Genomic DNA, 19916 nt, shown 5'->3' with positions numbered 1-19916 from the left:
GCACCAAAACAGACTGACAGGAGTCCGTATGAGAGCGGCCGTCCTACGAGAGCGCGCGCTCGACGGCTTCCGCAACGTCCATCGCTTTTGCGGCCAGTTCGTTGGATACCAGCCCAGCATCGACGGCGTCCTCGAGTTCGTCGGCGTCGACGATCTCGACCGTTCCGTCGGGCCGGCGGATCACGTCGACATAGAGGTCGACATACCGAACGCAGTCCGGAAAGAGTTCGACCGGCGTACAGACGTTGACGTAGGTCCCCTTCGACGTGCCGTCAGCGGCTTTGTACGTCGTCGGATACCACCACCGACCCTCGCGGAACTTCGTCACTGCCACGTCGCCATCTTCCTTGGGAGTGCCGAGCGCGTCGTAGCTGCCGCCCCCGCGCATCGAGCGCTCGAGGGTCACCTTCCCCTCGGGATCCCAGTCGGTGACCTCGCCGCGCCCGAGCGAGATGCGTCGGCCGTCGGGTTTGCCGTGGCCGATCTCGATTCGCTCGCCGGACGTGGGCCCGAACTGTCGAGAGACGGCCGCAAACGGGAAGTCGTCAGCGTCAGCATCGCTGTCGACCGAGCCACAGACCGCCTCCGCGAAGTCGACCGCCGCGCTCGCGGCGCGATCGGCCGCCTTCGTCCGATGATGGCCCGGCATCGTCGTCTCTACGCGCCGGCGGACCCCATCGAGCGCGAACCGGGACTGGCGGCCGAACCAGACCCACGTGGTTCGCTGCGGTGTCGCGAGGCGGGCCGGCTCGCCCGGCACGTCGGGCGCGTCGGCGAGGGCATCCTCGAGCAGGCGTGCGCGATCGGCCGCGTCCTCGAGGGCGGTCCCCATCGCCTCGAGGTCCGCGTCGGCCGCGGCGTGTTGCCATCGGACCCCCCAGCCGTCGGGAACCTCGACCGAGAGCAAGTCCGTCATGCCGACGAGTTCGTCCGCGCGCTCGCCGCGCATCGCCGCCGAGACGCCGGTCCGATCACGCGAAAGGGTACAGAGCCCATCCTGCACCTCGAGGGTCGGCTGCACCCGCGGCCGGTCGTCGTCCCACGGCGGCGTGGGCTCAGTGACTTGCACCCGGTAGCGGTTGCCGGCGTCGACGTAACCGTCGACGTCGTCGTACGAGAGATAGCCACGCCGGCCGTCGCCGAGGTCGACGACGGCACCGCTGCCGCCGTCGGCCTCGAGCACTTCGGCATCGAAGACCGCGCCACGAGGGACGTCGTCGTCCCAGCGGAAGGTATCGATGGCGAGGCCCTCGAGTTCGCCTGCGGCCGTCTCGGCCGCATCAGCGTCGCCCGAGATCTCGACGCCCTGTCGATCGCGGGTGGTCTCGATCGAGACGTTGGCCGGAACGGTGTCGAACGACTGGTCGAACCGCTCCCGGATCGGGTCGGAGGCCTGGACGACCTCGTAGTCGGCCTCGCTCAGCAACTGCGTGACCGCAGTCGTGTAGATCCCGCGGACGCGAGCCGTCGTCATCGGTCACTCTCCCCCGCCGCGGATCGTGGGTCGGTCCACCGCCGTGGATCGCTCGAGCGCGATCCAATCCGTGCCTCAAGCACGGCGATCACCGCAACGTCTCGCGGTCGGGTGCGAACCGCACCCGGTCGTCGATCGTCGGCCCGAGGGTGAGTTCGACGGACCCATCGTCGAGCAACCGACCGTCCTCGATGGAGACGCCCCACGTGTCGAACCGGAGCCAGCCACGCATCTCGGCGGCGTGAGTCGTGATGTCGGCGTAGTCGACGGTGTGTTCCGGATAGTCGGCACTCGAGTGCGCCATGTCCATATCGGAGTAGACGGTGTCGTGCTCGTCGAAGAACTCCTCGAGCGCCGCCGCGTCCTCGGCGACGGCCTCGACGACGGCCTCCGAGGCGGCCCGGAGGTCGTCGGTCTCGAGGCCGACGTCGCGAAGCGCCTGCTGGGTTCGCTGATCGAAATGCATAGCCGCCGGTTGGGTCGGGAGCCCTTTGATCATTCCGAGTTCGTGCCGGTCGCTGCGTCGAGCGGCCCCAGACCACCGTGTCTGCCGGCACCGATCAGTCTAGCTGTCGTCCGTTCACCATTACTGTAGGCGAAATGTTTGATACTGGCGGTTGCCAACAATCATCATGAGTGGCGAACTCTACAGAACGAACCTCGACGACGAACTGGCAACCGGTATCATCAGCGCAGCACGGACCAGTCTTGGCGACACGCTTCGGAGCGTGATCTACTTCACGCCGTCAGCGTTCGACATCCTGTATCTCCGGCAGGACCTCTATGACTCGCGGGCGTCAGCCCGCGATGCCAAAGCGCAACTGGTCGAGTTCGAACAGGCCGGGTTCTCCGAGGTCCCCGTCCGGACGACGATCGCCCGCAGAGAGAGCGATTCGGACATCGGTGACTACGAGTTTACCGTCCGGTTCCACGAGAACGGATTCGTCGTCAGGGTACTCCAGCGTGACGTCGGCGTCCTGTTGACGATCGACAGCATGGACGTCAACGCGTTCGAAGACGCCGCGGTCGCGATCCAGCGGCTGCTCGAGGAGTAGTCCGTCCTCGAGCGACATTGCGACGGCTGCAATAGACTGAGATCGGCGACGCGAGCGCGGCGTCGCCGGTTGCCGAACCTATACCGGGCCAGCGCTCGAACGCATGGCCATGCAGCGTAGGCGCGACCCGGTCGAGCGAGCCGAAGATCGAAGCGACGACGGAACGATCGATCTCTACGATATCTCGACGTGGGAGCCGCGATCAGCCGTCGATTTGATCGCGTACACGCTCTACAATACGGTTAGCTACGGGCTCCGTGCGCTCGTCCTGCTGACCGCCATCGTGATCACCATCTCGTTACTCGTCACCCCGATCGCAGTCGTCCTCGAGGACCCGTTCGTTTCGGTCTTCTTCGGGCTCTCGGTCGTCCCCGCGGGATTGCTCGCAGCGTACATCTGGTATGCCGATATTACGACGAGCGAGCCGCTGGGCTTGCTCGTCGCGACCTTTCTGCTCGCGGTCCTGTTCGCGACGTTTGCGGCCCTGATCAACTCGCTCAGCCAGGTGGTTCTCGGACTCGGCAGTGGCGTGCTCTTTTTCTACCTGATCGTCGGCCCCGTCGAGGAGACGGTCAAGCTCCTCGCCGTCCACGTGTTCGCCTACCGGAGCGACAGCTTCACCGCCGTCATCGATGGGGCGGTCTACGGGGCCGTCGCCGGACTCGGCTTTGCGGCCATCGAAAACGCGATCTACATCAGTCGGGTCATCGGCGAGGCGAACCCCGAAGTGAACGTCTTCGTCACCGCAAGCGGGATCGCGACGGTCCGTGCACTGGCTGGTCCCGGTCACGTCATCTACTCGGCCATCGCGGGCTACTACCTCGGCCTGGCGAAGTTCAACCGCGAGTACGCCGGCTCGATCGTCCTCAAGGGGCTGCTCGTCGCCGCGTTCGTCCACGGGACGTACAACGTCACGGTCGGCATCGTCCCCGACATGCTCACCGAATTCCTCCCGATCAGCTTCGGACTCGCGTTCGTCGGCTACGTGATCGGCTACGACCTCATGATCGGCTACTACCTCTATCGCAAGATCGATCGCTATCGCCGGGCCTATCGGGCCGCCAGGGTAGACGTCGACAGCGACGCCCGGCCGGAGTTGACCGAGTTCGATCCGCCACGGCAGTGACTGCGCCTCGGTGACGGTCCGACCTACAACAGCTGCTGGCCACGCGGCCAGTGCAGGCAGCAGGGACTTTTCTCGGGCACCGGAGCACAACGCATGAGCACGACGTTCACCGACGACGATATCGACAAGACCGTCGAGACCGCAACCGGGGAGGAGGTTGGGACCGTCACAGCGGTCGAGGACGACACCGCACACATCGAGCCCCGCGCCGGCATCCTCGACTCGATCAGGGCCACACTCGGCTGGAAACAGCCCTCAGATACCGTCGTGATCCGCGCGGACAGCATCGCCGACATCTCGAGCGAGACGATCCAGCTCGAGGCGGCATCAGTCAACGAGATCGAGGAGGAGTTGGGAACGCCGGCCGAGTCGACAGATTCCAGTCCCGCCAAATCGATCGGAACCCGGCCAGATCCAGACACACGCGTCGACAAACAGGGCCTCCCCACTGATATCGACGAATCGGCCGACGCCACTCACGGAACCGGACCCGAATCCGACACTGCCGAAGAGCGAGATTTCGGAGACGAACTCGCCGAGGAGATCGGCGAGGCTGCGAAACGCGATATTGCTGGCGAAACGGCCGAACCAGCGAGACGGACCGCAACCGAGCGAGCTGGCGAGCCAGACGCGTCCAATGGACTCGAGGAAGCCGACACGAGCGAGACTGGAGATATAACCGGGGAAACCGAGACGGCTGTGGAGACTGACGCGATCGACGAGTTGGAAACCGACGACGGGGTCACCGACGAGCCGACGGGCGTGTCTGACGAGAGCTCCGCGACTGACACGGCGGACGAACCCGACCGACAGGTCACGACCGGAACGAGCGATGAAACGGACTCACAGGAGAGTGCCGAAACGCCGGCGTCGCTCGACTCGATGAGCGAAACCGGATCGGCGGACGGAGCGAGCGTTCAGGACGCGCCAATGGAAGAAACGTCGGAGACGGAAGCGACCGAAAACAGCCCAGTGACGACGGGAACGGAACCTGCCGAGGCGGCGAATCCGGCCGGGGACACCGCGGACGAAACCGAGACAGCGGAGGCGGATCCGGCCACCGAACTGGACCGGGGCGTCGACATCGAATCGGCCATCGACCCCACCGAATCCGAGGAGCGGAGCGGGAGTGAGGGGGCAACCGCATCCGGGGAAACTACCGACATCGCCGACGAGATAGAACCCGGCGTCGATCTCGGGTCAGCTACAGAGGCGGGCGAGACCGAGACCCCCGAGACCGCTGGCGGAGCGAGTGAGACCGAATCGATGGATCTGGTCGACGAACTGGACCGAGGTGTCGATATCGAATCGGTGAGGGAAACCGACTCCCAGTCGGAACCGACGACGGATGCTCGTCCGGAAACGGAACGCGACCCCAGCGTCGACGTTCGCTCGTCCGCCCCGGGGGATCCGCGCCCGGAAACCGAGTTGAAAACCGACAGCGCGACGACCGCGAGGAGCAGCGATTCAGCTGCCGAGATCGATCCTGACGCGGTTGCTGATCCGGAGAGCGACGCCGAGTCGGGAGCCGAAACTGCTGTCCGTGAAACCGTGCCGGAGGGTACCACAGCGATGGACCGAGGGACCGGCGGGCCGATGGATGAACCCCCGGCTGACGAACCAGGTGCGGCTAGTATCGAACGCAGCCAGGACCGGCATGGCTCGAGATCACCGCTGGCGGCCACGCTCGCCGCACAGCGAGCGGCGATGGCACAGGAAGAAGAGCTACTCCGGCGGAGCCTTGCCGTCCAGCAACGCGCCGCTCGGGGTGCCGTCGAGGTTCCCCTGATCGCCCAGCGACAGGGGCTCGAGGCTGCGCACGCGGCCACCAGAGGCTACTTCGACGCCGTCACTGCGATGACGGGCACAGAACCCAGCGCGTCCCGCGAGCAGCGACAGTCGCTGGACGAGGCAGTTGCCGAACTGGACGAGGCGGTCGCCGAATTCGAAGACGGACACACCCAGCCGGAAGAGGCGGAACTCGCCGAACAGCTCGCAGCCTACCTCGATCGGATCCAAGTGCTGCGGGGCCGGCTCGACGAACGGGTCGAGGTGGGGGACGAGGAGGTTGCGGAGCTTCTCGAACTCCAGATCGGGCTGCTCGAAGCGTGTCAGCGACGACTGGATGCGGGCGGCGAATAGATCGTCAGCTACTCGAAGCGGGTCTCGAGCAGCCGCTCGACGTACTTCGCGAGCACGTCGACCTCGAGGTGAACCGGATCGCCGGGTTCCTTCTCGGAGAGCGTGGTCAGCTCGTAGGTCGTCGGAATGATCGCGACGGTCACCCGACCAGCGTCCGCGTCGAGATCGGCGACGGTGAGGCTGATCCCATCGAGCGTGATCGAGCCCTTCTCGACGACGTAGCGGTCGTACTTTTCTGGCAGTTCGAACTCGAAGAACCAGTCTTCCTCGACCGACTCGACGTTCGTCACCGTCGCGACCGCGTCGACGTGGCCCTGGACGACGTGGCCGTCGAACCGGCCGTCGGCCGGCATCGCCCGCTCGAGATTGACCACATCGCCCGTCTCGAGGTCGCCCAGATACGTCCGCTCGACGGTCTCGGTCGCCAGGAAGACCTCGAACCACGCGCCCTCGTCGTATCGCTCGACGGTGAGACACGCGCCGCTGACGCTGATACTCTGGCCGTGCTCGAGTCCCGTGGCGACGTCGTCGGCCCCGATCCGCAGTCGGAGGCCGTCGGCGGTTCGTTCTCGGGCGACGATCTCGCCGGTCTCCTCGACGATCCCCGTAAACATATCTACAACTGGCGGGCGGTGGGAGAAAGCCGTTCCGGGTCCAACCGACGGCGGAGCTACGTCCGGGTGTGCTCACGGCCGGGGCTGGCCTCAGGACGGTGGCGTGACCGACTCGTCGCCGACGGCAGTTCGCACGCCGGAGAACTCGAACCGGGCACCGCCGGCTGCGCTTTCGGTGACGTCGACGTCCCACCCGTGGGCCTGGGCGATCTCGCGGACGATATTCAGGCCGAGCCCGGTCCCATCGGCGTTCGTGGTCCAGCCAGGTTCGAGGACGCGATCGCGCTCGTCCGGTGGAATGCCAGGGCCGTCGTCACCGACGTAAAACCCGTCGTCGACGAGGCCGACGGTCACGGTGACGCCGTCGCCGCCGTGCTCGACGGCGTCCTGCCGAGCTTGCGAGTCAGGGCTTGTTGAACTCCGTTCCACAGCGTCCTGCCGAGCTTGCGAGTCAGGGCTTGTTGAACTCCGTTCCACAGCGTCCTGCCGAGCTTGCGAGTCAGGGCTTGTTGAACTCCGTTCCACAGCGTCCTGCCGAGCTTGCGAGGGAGGGCTCGTGGAGCCATGCTCCACGGCGTTTCGGAACAGGTTCTCGAACAGGTTCCGGATGCGGCTCGAGTCGGCGTAGAAGCGCCCGTCGGATGCGACCTGTAGCGACGCATTCCCGGTCGCCACGGTGTCCCAACAGGACGTGACGACGTCACCGAACGCGAGCTCGTCGACCGACTCGAGGTCGTAGCCACACCGGACCATCGTCAGCACGTCGTCGATAATCCCCGCCATCCGATCGAGGACGTCGTCGAGTTCGTCTCCGTGCTCGAGGTCGGATTCCGTTTGCGCGGTCGCGAGCAGGCCCTGGGCGACGTTCAGGGGGTTGCGAAGATCGTGGGCGACGACGCTCGCGAACTCGTCTAACCGTTCGTTCTGGCGCTCGAGTTCCTGTTCGTACGCGAGTCGGTTGAGCGCGATTTCGGCGTTCAGCGACAACACGAAGGCGAGGTCCTCGTCCGACTGGTCGAACGCGCCAGCGTCGGGATCGACGATACTGATCACGCCGTGGTCACCGAGCGGGAGGTACATCGCGGCGTGGGCCTCGCCACGATCGTAGTCGTCCTCGAGCGACCGGACGTCGTCGTACCGGATCGACTCACCGCGTCGGTAGGCCCGACTCGCCGGCGAGTCGCCGTCGACCGGGTAATCCGGCCGCGCACCCATCTCCGTTTCCGCTGACTCGGTGACGGCGACCGGCCGCAGGTGCGTGTCGTCGACGAGTCGGACGACGTTGTGCTCGTAGCCGAGGATCGTCCGCGCAGCGTCGGCGACGAGCCGTGCGATTTCCTCGCTGTCGTCGGCCTCCATCAGCCAGCGCGTCGCCGTGTGAAGCGCCTGGAGCTGTCGCTCGTACTCTTTCCGGGCCGTCACGTCGCGGAAAGCGCCCGCGATCAACTGTTGGTCCTGCAGTTCGAAGGTGTGGGCGTTGATCTCGACCGGAACCTGCTCGCCGTCTTTGGTTTCGACGTAGATGTCGGACCCATCCGGAAACTGGGTGAAAATCGACTGGCCGGACCCAACGTGGTTGGCAAAGAGCTCGCGGTAGGACGGTTCCTCGCCCGACGGGTGGAGGGCCGTCTGCGGCTCACCGACGATTTCGTCCGGTTCGTATCCCGTGAGGTCGGCCACCTGCCGGTTCGCTTCGATGATTTCGCCCGTCGCCGCGTCCGCGACGAGGACCGCGTCCGGAACTGCCTCGAGGATCGTCTGGTACTTCGTGCGCAATGCCCGCTGCTCGCTGACGTCCCGGACGGCAGCCATGAACTCGCGTTGGCCGTCGGTCTCGATCGGACTCAGACTGATGTCGACCGGAATCTCCGTGCCATCCTTTCGTTGGCCCGAGAGCTCGAGATTGACGCCCATCGGACGGACCGCTGGATCAGCGATGTATGCGTCTCGCTGGGCAACGTGTGCGTCCCGGACGGACTCCGGAACGAGGATTTCGATCGGCTTGCCGACGAGTTCGGACGGCTCGTACCCGAACAGGTCGGTCACGCGGGCGTTCGCGTAGGTAATCCGGCCATCGCCATCGATGAGGAGGATGGCATCAGGGGAAGTTTCACAGATCGCTTCGTATCGATGTCTCGATTGGCGTGACATGACGTGCGTTCGTCGGGCTCGGGGCCGATACTGATACCCGGGCCGCCACCTATTTCAAAGTTTTAGTAAATAGTCAATACTGTATAACGGAAACGAATGTCGTCGGACGGGGATCGACACGCGACAAACGCGACGCGATCGATCCACCCCTGTCGTCGCGTTTTTAGCTGTTCCCGCTCTACGTGGCGTCAATGGCCGGCATCATCGACACGATCAAACTCGCAGGCACACTCGTTCTCGCCTTGCCCGCCGCGATCGCCGGACTCGAGCTCGTGTTGATTCGCGGGCAGACGACGTTCGGCGTCGCGCTGATCGGGCTCGCTGTCGGACTCGTGGTCGTCCAACACTGGCTGACGCTTCCCACGGACATCCCCGAACTACTCGCCAGGCGGGTCGTCGGCACGGTCGCGAAAGAGCCCGAGCCCGAAGCCGAGGCCGACGACGAGTCGTAGGGTCTCGTGGCTCGGTCGCCGTACTGCCCGCTCGAGCGCACCGATCGCGTCGCGTCGGGAGGGCAGCGGCTGACCGCAGCCGGTGATGGCTATTTACGCGTGGCCGGTCTCGGCGTCTACCGATGGTCGACGGCGAGTCACTGCTCCGATCGGTCCACGATCGCATCGCCACCTCGAGCCGGCGGCTCGACCGCTCGAGCGAGAACCGACTCAAGCGGTGGCTCCTGTTCGACGGGAACCGCGAGCAGGTCGCGACCGCGTTGCTCGCCGCGGTCTTCGCCGTGTTGCTCGTCATGGGCGGGCTCTGGCCCATCGAGTATCAGGACCTGCTGCGCGAGACGACGATGGTCCAGACGGTGTTCAACACCTTGCTGTCGGGGACGATCCTGCTGGTCTCGATCGTCGTCTCGATCGCCGCCGTCGGCATCTCGCAGGAACTGACCTCGCTGGGCGATCAGTCCGAACGCGTCGACACGACGATCGACTTTCAGGGCCAACTCGAGGAGCGGGACATCGTCGACGTGAGTCCAGCGCGACCGGGCCAGTTCACCGCGGTCGTCCTCCGGTCGATCAAGGAGCAAGCAGACGAGTTACAGCGCCTCGAGGGGGCCGCAGGCCAGGAGTACCGCGAGGAAGTCGACCGACTCCAGGCCGACATTCACGCGAACACCGAGGAGGTACTGACGACGCTCTCCCGGGTCCCGAAGGGGTCCACTGACGAGCTTCTGACCGGGCTGAACTACGACTCATCGTGGCAGCTCTATCAGGCACGACGGGTGCTCACGGAGTACGGCGACCAGCCGACTGCGACCGAGAAGCGGGTCATCGAGGACATCATGGACACGCTCCACACCTTGATGATCTGTCGAGAGTACTTCAAAACGCTGTACTACAAACTCGAGCTCTCCGATCTCTCGACGACGCTGTTGACCGTCTCCCTGCCGACAATCGTGTTTATCACCTACGTGTTGCTCGCGCTCGATTCGGGTCTGTTTCCGAACGTCACCGTGCTCGGCTACACGCCGCTGACGGTCTTTATCAGCCTCGCCTACACCATTGCGCTCGCGCCCTACGCCGTGCTCACGTCCTACGTCCTCCGGGCCGCGAACGTGACGAAACGGACCCCCGAAGAGGGACCGTTCGTCCTCGATGCGGGCCGCGAGACGTCCTACGACGCGGGAGCGAGCGACGACGACTGACGACGAAACCCGTCCACTCCGAGGCGCGGATCTTCAGCAGGATCTCCGTGCGGTGGCGCGCGCTGGAGAGCGACGAGCGAACAGCGAGTCGCGACCAGATATCGTGCGAGGGATGAGCGAACGCAGACAGCGTGAGCGAATCGGTTGGGGAGGGCGTGGAGATCCCTCGTTGTCAACTCGAGGAGAAACGCCCGGCCTCGTCAATAGCTGTCTTAACCGTACTGTCTCACTCACTCCCGGCGAAACTCGAGCCCGAAACTCAGTCGAGCAGCGCCGCCGGCGACAGCGAGTGTTCGGGTGCCGCGAGTCGGTCCGGTCGCTCGCCCTCGTCGGTGATGACCAGCACGTCGGCGATCCGAAGCCGGCTCATTTCGTCGACGCGGGCAGCCACATCCAGTCGGACCACGGCCCCGGGTTCGATATCGTCGCCGTCGATCGGCCGTTCACGAGGCTCGAGGCCGACGCCGGCAACGGTGGCCTCGACGCCGTCGTCGAGGCCGAACGAACGAACTTCAGCCTCGAGATCTGCTGCGACGGTGTGGACGGACGCCGAACCAGCAGTCAGCAGCGACCGCGCGGAGCGAAACGACTGGGTGACGGCAACGTGGACCCGTCGTTCCCGGCCGCCGTCGCTGTCGACGATGAGCGTCCGGACGAGTCCGCCGTAGTAGCCGGCCGGCCCGCGGGGCGTGGCCGCGAGCACGATCGGCTCGTCGGGTCGGAGTGCCTCGCCGTCGACGTTGGGAGCAGTACTTGGATTGACCGCCGTATTCCCGGCCGGAAACGCACCCGCATCGACGATCGCCTCGTCGATCGCAGTCCGGACGCGAGCAGGCGTCAGTGGGACGGGGTCGTCGTCGCCTTCCGTGATCGCAAGCCGGCCGTCGACGACCGTCGCGTCGGCCAGTACCGACGCAGCCCGTCGAATCCCAGCTTTCGCTGCCCGCTGGACGGCCGCGATTCGCTCGCGCTCAGTGGCGGTCTTCGTCGCTCGCGCTCGCTCGATGGCGTCCGTCGAGGCCACCTCGAATCCCGCGTTCTCGAGGTAGAGTGCGGCGTCGTGTGGAATGCGAGGAGGAGTCAGGATCGTCCCCTCGCGGCCGCGACCTGCAAGCGTCGCTGCGAGGTCGGCGGCGGGATGGCCGTCGCTTCCGTCGGCCGTGCGACTGAGCCACTCGCCGTCGGTGCCGTCGTACGCGACGGCGACGGGGCCGTTCGTGGGCGACGAGCAACTGTACCGGATCGCCGGATCGCGCTCGATCCCGACGTGGACGAACGCGGTCGCGTCTCGGTGCTCGAGCGTCGACGCCAGCACATCGACCGCGTGGTCGCGGCGCTCGCGGACGAGCGCCGATGGCGCGTCGGCTGGCCGGCCGGGCTCGAGCCCGCGGTCGCTCCCACCGGTCACGGCGCTTCGGCTTCGATCTCGTCGGCGTCCGATCCCTCGACCGGCTGCTGGGCCTCCTCGATCAGTTCCTCGAGGGTCAGCTCCGTCAGCTCGTTTTTGAGCAGGACGTCGACTGGCAGCGTCGGTGCGCCGTCGACGAGGTTCTCGAGGAGGACGAGCCGTTCGCGGGCGCGAGACATGCCGACGTAGAAGACGCGGCGCTCGTTGTCGGTCAGGACGGGCACCGGCGAGGTCGTCTTGGTGAACTCCTCGCAGTGGGGGACGTCCGTGGGATCGTCGACGGTGGCGACCATCTGCTCGACGACCTTCTCGGTGAGGTCGGTGCCGACGAGGACGTGGTCGGCCTCGCGACCCTTCGCAGAGTGGATCGTGCCGACGCGGACGCGGTCGGTGTCCATCCCCTGGTATTCGCCGATCGCGAAGTAGGCGCGGACGCTCTTCTTCTGGAAGTTGGTCACCTTCCGGAGCATATCGGACGCGGAGGCCGGGCCGGGCATGAACGGCACGTGGTCGGTGATGACTTCGGCCGGAATCATGAGCTCCGCGAGGTCGTCGATACCGGCGTCCTCCTGGCGCTCGTCGATTTCGTCGAAGAGGTCGTCGCGTTCGTTAGTGCCGAAGGCCGACTCCTGAAGCATGTCGGCGAGCCGACGTGCCTGCAGGCCGGTGACGTCCTCGCCGGCGTCGATCGCTTCGACCGCGCGGACGTACTGGGTGAGCCGGTCGGTCCACATCCGCTGGTCGGTCAGCGAGGTGAAGGGGACACCTTCGGTGATGAACTCGTCGATGAATTGGAACATCTGGTAGCGAGCGCGGAACAACACCATGATAGTGCCGTCACCCTCGACGAGCGTGCGCCGCACCATCCGAACCACGTCGAGCATCGACGCGTTGGTGCGTGCCTCGACGGCCCCGCCTTCCTTGCGGGGCTTGAGGTCTTTGTCCTGTCGGTGGTCGATGTGGCGGATCTCCTTATTGACTGCGTTGAGGACGTTCGAGGGCAGCCGATAGGAGTTCGGGAGAATGATGTCCTCGTCGACCTCTTCCTCGAGCAAGAGCGCGGGATCGGCACCCTGCCAGGAGTAGACGACCTGATCGTCGTCGCCGGCGATCAGCACCTGCTTCATGTGGGGTTTCCACTCTTCGTAGACGTCGTACTGCAGGGTCGTGATGTCCTGGAACTCGTCGATCACGAGGTAGTCGACGTTGGGCAGCAGCGAGCGCTGTTCGACGCGCTCGAGCATATCGGCGAAGCCGATCTTGCCCTGTTCGCCCTTGTAGGAGCGCCAGGCGCGGATCGCTTCGGGGACGTCGATCCGATCGTCGTCGCTGGGCCAGGTCGGGGTGTATTTGTTGCCTTCCTGGGCGTTGGGGTCGATCTCGGGTGGGAGGCGGACCTCTTCCTCGTCCCACTGGAAGGGGACGTCGTACCAGTCGGAAACGTCGCGGCTGGTGCGCTGGAGCCACTGGCTGGTCGCGATGACCTTGTTCCCGATCGTCGTCGATCGGGCGGTTCGCCGGCCGGCACCCGAGTACTCGTCCTCGTACTCGATGCCGTACTCGTCACAGAAGTCCTCTTTGTCAGATTCGCCAATGACGTCGCTTCGAGAGAGATCGAGCAGCTCGTAGGCCTTCGCGTGCATCGTACAGACGTTGCCTTGCAACGCACGCGGACTCTCGCCGAGGCGCTCGGCGAGTCGTTCTCGGACCTCCTGGGCAGCCGCTCGCGTGTACGAGACGACGAGAATGTCTCGGAAGGTGACGCCGTCCTGCTCGAGAATATCTTCGACGTGGTCGAGAAGCGCGGTCGTCTTCCCGCTTCCCGGACCACCGAACAGGCGGGTAACCGTCGTATCCGTCGTAGCCATTGTAGCTGTACAAGAGCGCGACACGCATAAGTGACGTGGGTTTTCGTCGACAGAAACGAACCGTCACGGATCGCGCGGAGAGCGGGCCTCGCGGACGTCAGCGCCGTCGCGGATCTTGTCCTGACAGTCCGGACAGACGCGCGGCTCGTCGACGCCCCGTGGCGTGAACACTCGTGCGTATCGTTTGGTGACGAACGCGCCGCAGTTCTGACATTCCGGCATAGGTCCTCACACGATCGTGTCACGAGTACTGAAATATAACCGTGTCGATTGTATGTGATAAAAAACGATGGAGGAGTGGTTTGCACAGAACGCGGCGGTCGGAAACGGGGATTACAAGGTCAGCGTATACCCCGTCTCCAGCGAGGAGCGCGTCCTACGACGCGGGTTCCCAGCCACAGACGGTACAGGAACTGGCAGACGTATCGTGGAGTCCGCCACACTCCGGACACTGCTTCTTGTTATACTCTTGGTCCCACCCTACTGGTTCGACCGAGTGACCGCGATCGGCGAGGAATTGATCGATGACGTCGTCACCGGCATCGTTGGGTGAGGTTGCCATAGGTGTGTGAACGCACACCATACTATTAAATCGTTGGGTCGGTGAAGATGCTGCCCCCTCCGGAAGCACACATAAGTGACCACGATCCCGGGCTCGTCACGTGCAGGTGTGCAAACGACCCACGCTCTTTTCTCGCTCACGTCCGAACACTACGGTATGAGCGACCTGCGCCTCGATGCGACCCAGCTCGACCGCTACTCGAGACACGTCATCATGGACGAGATCGGCCCCGAAGGCCAGCAGCGCCTGCTCGAGGGATCGGTCCTGATCGTCGGCGCTGGCGGGCTCGGCTCGCCGGCGATCCAGTACCTCGCAGCGGCCGGCGTCGGCCGACTGGGAATCGTCGACGACGACGTCGTCGAACGGTCGAACCTGCAACGCCAGATCGTCCACGGCGACGACGACGTCGGCCGGCCGAAAGTCGAGAGCGCCGCGGATTACGTCGCGGCGCTGAACCCCGATATCGACGTCGAGACTCACGAAACCCGTATCACCGCAGCGAACGTCGACGAACTGGTCGCCGACTACGACGTCGTCTTAGACGCCAGCGACAACTTCGCCACGCGGTACCTGCTCAACGACCACTGCGTGCTCACCGAGACGCCGCTGTTCCACGGCGCGATCTACCGCTTCGAGGGCCAGCTCACGTCGTTTACCAACGACCGCGGCGGGGACGACGACCCACCGTGTTACCGCTGTATCTTCCCCGAAGCCCCCGAACCCGGGACCGTCCCCGACTGTGCGACCACGGGCGTGCTCGGCGTTCTCCCGGGTACCGTCGGCTGTATCCAGGCTACCGAGGTCGTCAAATACTTCATCGGGAAGGGCGACCTGCTCGAGGGCCGCCTGCTGATGTACGACGCGATGGGCATGACCTTCGAGGAAGTCCCGGTCCAGTCGAACCCGGCGTGTCCGGTCTGTGGGGACGACCCCGAGATCGAGGACGTCGAGGACGTCGCCTACGAGGGAACCTGCGAGATTTCGGCGGACTGACCGGCGAGTCGTGTCTCGAGTTGCACCCACCCAGGAGTGCGATTTCGGTAGTGAGAGGCACACGAAACGTGCGGTAAGTACGGGGATGGGATAACGGGCGATTTTAGATCAGACAGGACAGAGAGTGGACGCAGACTCACCGCGAGCGAACGGGCCGACGATATTTCGCCGAGGGGGCGACTCCGTCGCGCTCGCAGCAGAAACGTTCGGTTCGCACTGAGCGACTCGTGTCAGTCAGTCCGCGCTCTCGCCCGGTTGCGGTCGGTTTTCGGAGACGGAACGGCGGGCCACGAAGACGAGTGCCATCACCGTCAGCAGCGTCGCGACCAACAACAGTCCCGTTCCCGCGGAGAGTCCGACGAGGGCTGCGACGTCGGCGTAGAACGTAAAGAGGAGAAACGCCGGGAAGAGGGTCCCGATCGCGTACCGCCACGGGACCACCAGTTGGCGTGAGAGCGGTCCCGCACCTTCGAGGTACTCCTCGACCGCGGCCGGACCGAGGACCCAGGCCGTGTACACCATGAACCCTGTCAGGCCGAGCACCAGGAGGAGATCGACGAGGTGGTCCGCGAACAGCGTAAACACCGCGGGGCTGAACGCGTTCACGCCGCCAGTGAGTGCGACCAGCGCGAATAACCCCCGGGTCGCCGTCGACCGTTCGAGATCGAACTCGTCGATCAAAAACGAGACCGGAATCTCGAGCATGCTGATCAGACTCGTCAGGGCTGCGAGGAGAACGACGAGGAAGAAGACCGCGCCGAGCAGTCGCCCGCCGGGCAGACTCGCGAACGCACCGGCGATCCCGATGAACAGGGCGCCGGGGCCGCCCTCGGTCGGGCCCGGCGCGAACGAGAACAGCAACGGGAACACCACGAGTCCGGCCAGAATGCCGATACCGAGATTGAACACGGCGATAGCCGAGGCGTCGAGGGGCAGCGAACGGTCGTCGTCGACGTAGGAGGCGTAGGTGATCATCGTCCCGCTGCCGATCGAGAGGGTGAACAGCGCCTGGCCAGCGGCCGATCCCAGCACCGTGAGGAAGTTCTCCGCGAGGTAGGCGCCGTCGAATTCGAGGTAGAACTCGTATCCCTGCGCGGCGCCGGGTTGCCGTGCCGCCCAGATCGCGAGTCCGACGAGCAACACGACGATGCCGGGCATCATCACCTTCGTCGTCGCCTCGATGCCGCGTCTGATCCCCGCAGCGACGATCAAAGACGTGGCCGCGAGGACGGCGAGTTGGTAGCCGAACGCTTCGGCACCGTAGCTGATCGCCGCGAAGTGGGTTTCGGGAGCCGCAAAATAAGCACCCGTCGCGCTCTCGAGGAAGTACCGAAGGATCCACCCGCCGACGACGCTGTAAAACGACATCAGCATGATCGAGGTGACGACACAGAGTGCGCCCAACGCAGTCCAGAAACGCGATCCGGCGAGCGATTTGAACGCCCCCACTGGGTTCCGATTCGACCGTCGGCCGATCACGAACGCGGCCAGCAGCCCCGGCACCCCGACGACGAGGACGATGAGCAGATACAACAGCAGAAAGGCGCTCCCGCCGTTCTCCGCGGTCATCCAGGGAAATCGCCAGATATTCCCCAGTCCGATCGCGCTTCCGACCGCGGCCAGGATGAATCCGGCGCGACTCGCCCAACTCTCACGTACCATCCTGTCTCAGGGAATCGACTCGGCGCGCATAAGGATTGTCAATCGGTGGGTCAACTCATTCGCGGTGACATGGAATCCGGTACTCTGAGCGCGACGCTCAACCCGGTCAGTTCGCCAGTTGCCGAATCGCGCGTTCCCGTTTCAGATGCTGTTTTGAACCGAGGTCTTCCGATAATTAGTACCAGCGTAGCGGAGACTGGCCGATACGCGAGCGCATAAGAGCCGGCAGCTCGAGCCCGCCAGCGACGGCGAGACAGGAGACGAACGCGGTCGTCCCCAGTTTGCCGCCTGCGCCGGCGAGAGCGGGGGTGACCACGACGTAGACGAGCCCACAGACGAGGCCGGCCCCCGCAACCTGACCGTGAGTCTCGAGTCGGTCGGCACTCGACATGCCGACGAACGAAGCACAGAAGGCAACGGCAGCCAGCGTCGGACCCAGTGCAGGCAGGACGGCCGGGAACACGAGGCCGGCAGCCAGCCCGACCGCTGCAGACGCGACGACCGCGCTCGCACCAGTGTGCGTGCGTAAAACGCTAGTTGCGACTGCCCCGACGACGGCGACGACGACGATCGCAGGAACGAGATCCCATGCGAGCGCGCTGCCGGCGGCGTAGTCGGCGTCCAGCAGGGCCACGCTCGTGAGACAGCCGAAGAGGGCGAGCGTGCCGTATTTGCCACCGAAACCGCCGAAGACGTCCGTCGTCGCGACGAACGCGAGCGCGGCGACCGTCCCCGCCAGCGCGACTCCCTCGAGCGACGGGAGGACGACCGGGGAGACCATCCCGACGAACGAGCCACAGTAGGCCGCACCGTCGACCTGTGAGAGCCCGAGGCCGACGGCCAGGCCGACGAGCGCGGAGGCACGTACCGGCCCGAAGTCGGCGTGGACGCTCAGTCCGTAGGTCACGACTGCCGCCGTTGCAACCGCGAGCGCGTCGACAGCGTCCGTTCGATCGAGACCAACCGTGTCGATTCGCGAGAGACGCTGGCGCTCCGTCGCAGCGACGACGGTTCCCGCGAGCACGACCCCGAACTGAACGCTCAACAGGCCGGCCGAGAGGGCAGGCGGCGCACGAACGGCACCGAGAAGCAACGCGGCAGGTGTGACCAGCAACGCGACGTAGCCGACGAGTCGAACCCGACTGTACACACATCGCTTCTGGGGCGAGGGGAACGGAGTGGGTTACGATTCGGAAATCGCGTCCCGGCGTTCGGATCGGGACACCGATCGTGGGCGACCGGTAGGCGGACACACCTGCCGAGCTAGCTCCGCAGCAGGCCGCCGTCGATCGGGATCTCGGCCCCGTTGACGAAACTCGCGCGGGGACTCGAGAGAAAGGCGACGACGTCGCCGAGTTCGCGGGGTTCGCCGATGCGGTCCATCGGGATGTCGCCGGCCATCGCCGCCAGTCCCTCTTCGTAGTCGCTGTAGGTACCTCGGTCGACCCTGGCATCGATGAGTTCCTCGATTCGGGCCGTCTCGATCGTCCCCGGCAGTACCGCGTTCGCCCGGATCTCGGGGGCGAACTCCCGCGAGATCGTCTTGACGAGCCCGATCACGCCGCGGCGAACCGAATTCGAGAGCAGGAGGCCGTCGGCGACCTCCCGGACGGTCCGAGAGGTGATGCAGGTGATCGTCCCGGAGTCGGAGTTGAGCAGGTGCTCGTAGCTCTCCTCGATCGTCCAGACGACGCTCATCACCAGCAGGTCGTAGGCCTGGTACCAGTCCTGTTCGTCGGTCTCGAGAAACGTCGTACTCGGCGGGCCCCCCGACGAGGTGATGAGATGGTCGAGACCGCCGAAGGCATCGACCGTCTCGCGAACGAGGTGGGAGACGTCGTCGGGATCGGTCAGATCCGCCTGCACGGCGAGGACGTCGCCCGTCCCCGTCGCGTCCAGTTCCTCACGGGCGTCCGCGAGCCGTGCCTCGTCACGACCACAGATCGCGACGTTCGCGCCTTCTTCGGCGAGTGCTTGGGCGCTCGCGAAGCCGAGGCCGCTTGAGGCGGCGGTCACCAATACGCTGTTGCCCTCGAGTTCGAGGTCCATACCCGACTCGACGGCAGGCGCGTACAAATCTCTCGGGGAGTCGGCAGCCGCTTAGAGGCCGCCGCCGACGATCGCGCCGACGACGTCCTGAAGTGAACTCGCAGCCAGGACGATCGACAGGGCGACCAACACGGCGTTGGCGACGTTCTGCGTCAGTCCGTTGACGCGGTCGCCCATCGTCTCCCGGTCGTTGACCGCCCAGAACAGCAAGACGGCGGCGATCGGCAGCCCGAAGACGCCGTTCCACGCCGGGAACAGGACGATCATGTCGACGACGCTGAGGCCCAGTCCGAGGTGGACGAGCGGCGAGAGGGCGCTGAGCAGACAGAGGGCGGCAAAGACCAGCTTGAACGACCGACGAGCCTGTCGTGGGTCGGACGAACGGATCTCCTTGCTGCGGGCCTCGTGGAGGATGTAGGCGGGACACCACAGAATCGGAATGATGCTGTTGAACGCGGCGACGAGCGTCCCGCCGAGGAACAGGAGCATCGCCCACGTACCGAGGACGTCGGTCAGCGCCCGTCCGGGCGTCATAAAGGACTCGAGTTCGGTGATCTCTGCGGGCACGGTGATGGGAGCGGCTGGTCCGTTACTCCTGGTGTCGAACGCGAACCATTCCCTCCGACGTGACACCGACGATCAGCGGCGACGACACCTGCCGGCCCGACACCGCGGTCCCGGCAGCGTCGCTGACGACCTTCATCAGGTCCGGCGCAGTGTGATCGACCTTGACGCCGGCCTCGTCGCAGGCGTCGTAGACCATCTGGGGGACGTCGTAGAGGTCAGTCCCGGCGGGGACGCGGACCCGAACCGGCGCACGAAGCGCCTCCGCGAAGGCGACCGTCTCGCGGGCCTTCGCGACGTTCTCGCGGGCGCTGGACTCGATCGAGGAGACGTTCGCTCTCGAGGTGCCAAGGGCCTCGGCGATGTTGGCCTGCGAAACGTCGCGTTCGCGCAACGCGAGCACCTGTGCCTGCCGGTAGGTCAATACGCTGGTCTCGGGATCGAATCCGATCTCCGCCAAGAGCTCATCGATGTCGTCGATCACGGCGACCCACCACCCCCGACGCTGCAGGCTCGCGTGGCCATAGGTACCTCTAGCTGTCGGCGGGATCAAAGCTTCCACGGTCTCGGCATCGGACGACCGCGATGGCGGCACAG

At 65.4% G+C, this 19916-nt stretch carries 19 protein-coding genes; 6 read left to right on the top strand and 13 right to left on the bottom strand.

The window, feature by feature from the left end:
* Window positions 1-43 precede the first annotated feature (43 nt).
* A complete protein-coding gene (locus ACFR99_RS06960) occupies window positions 44-1474 on the bottom strand; it encodes a ribonuclease FAU-1 family protein (RefSeq protein WP_390285705.1) in 1431 nt (476 codons plus the stop codon).
* 88 nt (window positions 1475-1562) lie between these two features.
* A complete protein-coding gene (locus ACFR99_RS06955) occupies window positions 1563-1940 on the bottom strand; it encodes a DUF7532 family protein (RefSeq protein ID WP_390285703.1) in 378 nt (125 codons plus the stop codon).
* Between the two features lie 166 nt (window positions 1941-2106).
* On the opposite strand from ACFR99_RS06955, the gene ACFR99_RS06950 reads away from it, so the two are divergent.
* The 3 genes from ACFR99_RS06950 to ACFR99_RS06940 all read left to right on the top strand — a co-directional run bounded on the left by ACFR99_RS06950 (window position 2107) and on the right by ACFR99_RS06940 (window position 5797).
* Window positions 2107-2529: a DUF7522 family protein gene (locus ACFR99_RS06950; protein ID WP_390285701.1), complete on the top strand. Its 423-nt coding sequence runs from the start codon at window positions 2107-2109 to the stop codon at window positions 2527-2529.
* Window positions 2530-2638: 109 nt separating this feature from the next.
* Complete coding sequence (locus tag ACFR99_RS06945) at window positions 2639-3655, top strand: PrsW family intramembrane metalloprotease (protein WP_390285699.1); 1017 nt, start codon at window positions 2639-2641, stop codon at window positions 3653-3655.
* Between the two features lie 93 nt (window positions 3656-3748).
* A complete protein-coding gene (locus ACFR99_RS06940) occupies window positions 3749-5797 on the top strand; it encodes a hypothetical protein (RefSeq protein ID WP_390285697.1) in 2049 nt (682 codons plus the stop codon).
* Between the two features lie 8 nt (window positions 5798-5805).
* Here ACFR99_RS06940 and ACFR99_RS06935 read toward each other — a convergent pair whose 3' ends face one another.
* Complete coding sequence (locus ACFR99_RS06935; RefSeq protein ID WP_390285696.1) at window positions 5806-6411, bottom strand: riboflavin synthase; 606 nt, start codon at window positions 6409-6411, stop codon at window positions 5806-5808.
* Between the two features lie 90 nt (window positions 6412-6501).
* Window positions 6502-8562, bottom strand: coding sequence for a PAS domain-containing sensor histidine kinase (locus ACFR99_RS06930; protein ID WP_390285694.1), 2061 nt, complete (start codon window positions 8560-8562; stop codon window positions 6502-6504).
* A 191-nt stretch (window positions 8563-8753) separates the two neighbouring features.
* On the opposite strand from ACFR99_RS06930, the gene ACFR99_RS06925 reads away from it, so the two are divergent.
* Both ACFR99_RS06925 and ACFR99_RS06920 read left to right on the top strand, forming a co-directional pair.
* On the top strand, window positions 8754-9014 hold the full coding sequence (locus tag ACFR99_RS06925) for a DUF7533 family protein (protein ID WP_390285692.1): 261 nt from the start codon (window positions 8754-8756) through the stop codon (window positions 9012-9014).
* Between the two features lie 122 nt (window positions 9015-9136).
* Window positions 9137-10213, top strand: coding sequence for a DUF7972 family membrane protein (locus ACFR99_RS06920; RefSeq protein ID WP_390285690.1), 1077 nt, complete (start codon window positions 9137-9139; stop codon window positions 10211-10213).
* A 259-nt stretch (window positions 10214-10472) separates the two neighbouring features.
* Here the strand turns inward: ACFR99_RS06920 and ACFR99_RS06915 are convergent, their stop codons facing one another.
* The 4 genes from ACFR99_RS06915 to ACFR99_RS06900 all read right to left on the bottom strand — a co-directional run bounded on the left by ACFR99_RS06915 (window position 10473) and on the right by ACFR99_RS06900 (window position 14051).
* Window positions 10473-11621, bottom strand: coding sequence for a M24 family metallopeptidase (locus ACFR99_RS06915; RefSeq protein WP_390285688.1), 1149 nt, complete (start codon window positions 11619-11621; stop codon window positions 10473-10475).
* Window positions 11618-13489 carry a UvrD-helicase domain-containing protein gene (locus tag ACFR99_RS06910; protein WP_390285686.1) on the bottom strand — a complete coding sequence of 624 codons (1872 nt, stop codon included), beginning with the start codon at window positions 13487-13489 and terminating at the stop codon, window positions 11618-11620. Before ACFR99_RS06910 ends, ACFR99_RS06915 begins: the two co-directional genes overlap by 4 nt.
* Window positions 13490-13552: 63 nt before the next feature.
* Window positions 13553-13711: a DUF7563 family protein gene (locus ACFR99_RS06905; protein ID WP_390285684.1), complete on the bottom strand. Its 159-nt coding sequence runs from the start codon at window positions 13709-13711 to the stop codon at window positions 13553-13555.
* A 154-nt stretch (window positions 13712-13865) separates the two neighbouring features.
* Window positions 13866-14051, bottom strand: a complete 186-nt coding sequence (locus ACFR99_RS06900; protein WP_390285682.1) for an HVO_0416 family zinc finger protein — start codon at window positions 14049-14051, stop codon at window positions 13866-13868.
* A 156-nt stretch (window positions 14052-14207) separates the two neighbouring features.
* Between ACFR99_RS06900 and ubaA the strand changes: the two genes are divergently transcribed.
* A complete protein-coding gene (gene ubaA, locus ACFR99_RS06895; RefSeq protein ID WP_390285680.1) occupies window positions 14208-15044 on the top strand; it encodes an SAMP-activating enzyme E1 in 837 nt (278 codons plus the stop codon).
* A 234-nt stretch (window positions 15045-15278) separates the two neighbouring features.
* On the opposite strand, the gene ACFR99_RS06890 is transcribed toward ubaA, so the two are convergent.
* The 5 genes from ACFR99_RS06890 to ACFR99_RS06870 form a co-directional block, all read right to left on the bottom strand.
* Complete coding sequence (locus ACFR99_RS06890; protein ID WP_390285678.1) at window positions 15279-16706, bottom strand: sodium-dependent transporter; 1428 nt, start codon at window positions 16704-16706, stop codon at window positions 15279-15281.
* Window positions 16707-16881: 175 nt separating this feature from the next.
* Window positions 16882-17856 (bottom strand): hypothetical protein, encoded by a 975-nt coding sequence (locus tag ACFR99_RS06885; protein ID WP_390285676.1) that lies wholly within the window; start codon window positions 17854-17856, stop codon window positions 16882-16884.
* A 113-nt stretch (window positions 17857-17969) separates the two neighbouring features.
* Window positions 17970-18755 carry an SDR family oxidoreductase gene (locus ACFR99_RS06880; protein WP_390285674.1) on the bottom strand — a complete coding sequence of 262 codons (786 nt, stop codon included), beginning with the start codon at window positions 18753-18755 and terminating at the stop codon, window positions 17970-17972.
* A gap of 51 nt (window positions 18756-18806) precedes the next feature.
* The gene (locus tag ACFR99_RS06875; RefSeq protein WP_390285672.1) at window positions 18807-19322 is read right to left on the bottom strand and encodes a divalent metal cation transporter; all 516 of its coding nucleotides are present in this window, start codon (window positions 19320-19322) and stop codon (window positions 18807-18809) included.
* Between the two features lie 22 nt (window positions 19323-19344).
* Entirely contained in the window at window positions 19345-19803 is a 459-nt protein-coding gene (locus ACFR99_RS06870; RefSeq protein WP_390285670.1) for a Tfx family DNA-binding protein, read from the bottom strand.
* Window positions 19804-19916: the final 113 nt, after the last annotated feature.

The organism is Haloarchaeobius amylolyticus (assembly GCF_042678045.1).
In the GTDB taxonomy this organism is placed as follows: domain Archaea; phylum Halobacteriota; class Halobacteria; order Halobacteriales; family Natrialbaceae; genus Natrinema; species Natrinema amylolyticus_A.
Note: the sequence above shows the minus strand (reverse complement) of the source record. Positions and strands in the feature narration are given on the sequence as shown.

Excerpts from the sequence above, each read along its gene's own strand:
- ACFR99_RS06960 (WP_390285705.1), bottom strand. The coding sequence starts at position 1,474 with ATGACGACGGCTCGCGTCCGCGGGATCTACACGACTGCGGTCACGCAG.
- ACFR99_RS06955 (WP_390285703.1), bottom strand. The coding sequence starts at position 1,940 with ATGCATTTCGATCAGCGAACCCAGCAGGCGCTTCGCGACGTCGGCCTC.
- ACFR99_RS06950 (WP_390285701.1), top strand. The coding sequence starts at position 2,107 with ATGAGTGGCGAACTCTACAGAACGAACCTCGACGACGAACTGGCAACC.
- ACFR99_RS06945 (WP_390285699.1), top strand. The coding sequence starts at position 2,639 with ATGCAGCGTAGGCGCGACCCGGTCGAGCGAGCCGAAGATCGAAGCGAC.
- ACFR99_RS06940 (WP_390285697.1), top strand. The coding sequence starts at position 3,749 with ATGAGCACGACGTTCACCGACGACGATATCGACAAGACCGTCGAGACC.
- ACFR99_RS06935 (WP_390285696.1), bottom strand. The coding sequence starts at position 6,411 with ATGTTTACGGGGATCGTCGAGGAGACCGGCGAGATCGTCGCCCGAGAA.
- ACFR99_RS06930 (WP_390285694.1), bottom strand. The coding sequence starts at position 8,562 with ATGTCACGCCAATCGAGACATCGATACGAAGCGATCTGTGAAACTTCC.
- ACFR99_RS06925 (WP_390285692.1), top strand. The coding sequence starts at position 8,754 with ATGGCCGGCATCATCGACACGATCAAACTCGCAGGCACACTCGTTCTC.
- ACFR99_RS06920 (WP_390285690.1), top strand. The coding sequence starts at position 9,137 with ATGGTCGACGGCGAGTCACTGCTCCGATCGGTCCACGATCGCATCGCC.
- ACFR99_RS06910 (WP_390285686.1), bottom strand. The coding sequence starts at position 13,489 with ATGGCTACGACGGATACGACGGTTACCCGCCTGTTCGGTGGTCCGGGA.
- ACFR99_RS06905 (WP_390285684.1), bottom strand. The coding sequence starts at position 13,711 with ATGCCGGAATGTCAGAACTGCGGCGCGTTCGTCACCAAACGATACGCA.
- ACFR99_RS06900 (WP_390285682.1), bottom strand. The coding sequence starts at position 14,051 with ATGGCAACCTCACCCAACGATGCCGGTGACGACGTCATCGATCAATTC.
- ubaA (WP_390285680.1), top strand. The coding sequence starts at position 14,208 with ATGAGCGACCTGCGCCTCGATGCGACCCAGCTCGACCGCTACTCGAGA.
- ACFR99_RS06890 (WP_390285678.1), bottom strand. The coding sequence starts at position 16,706 with ATGGTACGTGAGAGTTGGGCGAGTCGCGCCGGATTCATCCTGGCCGCG.
- ACFR99_RS06880 (WP_390285674.1), bottom strand. The coding sequence starts at position 18,755 with ATGGACCTCGAACTCGAGGGCAACAGCGTATTGGTGACCGCCGCCTCA.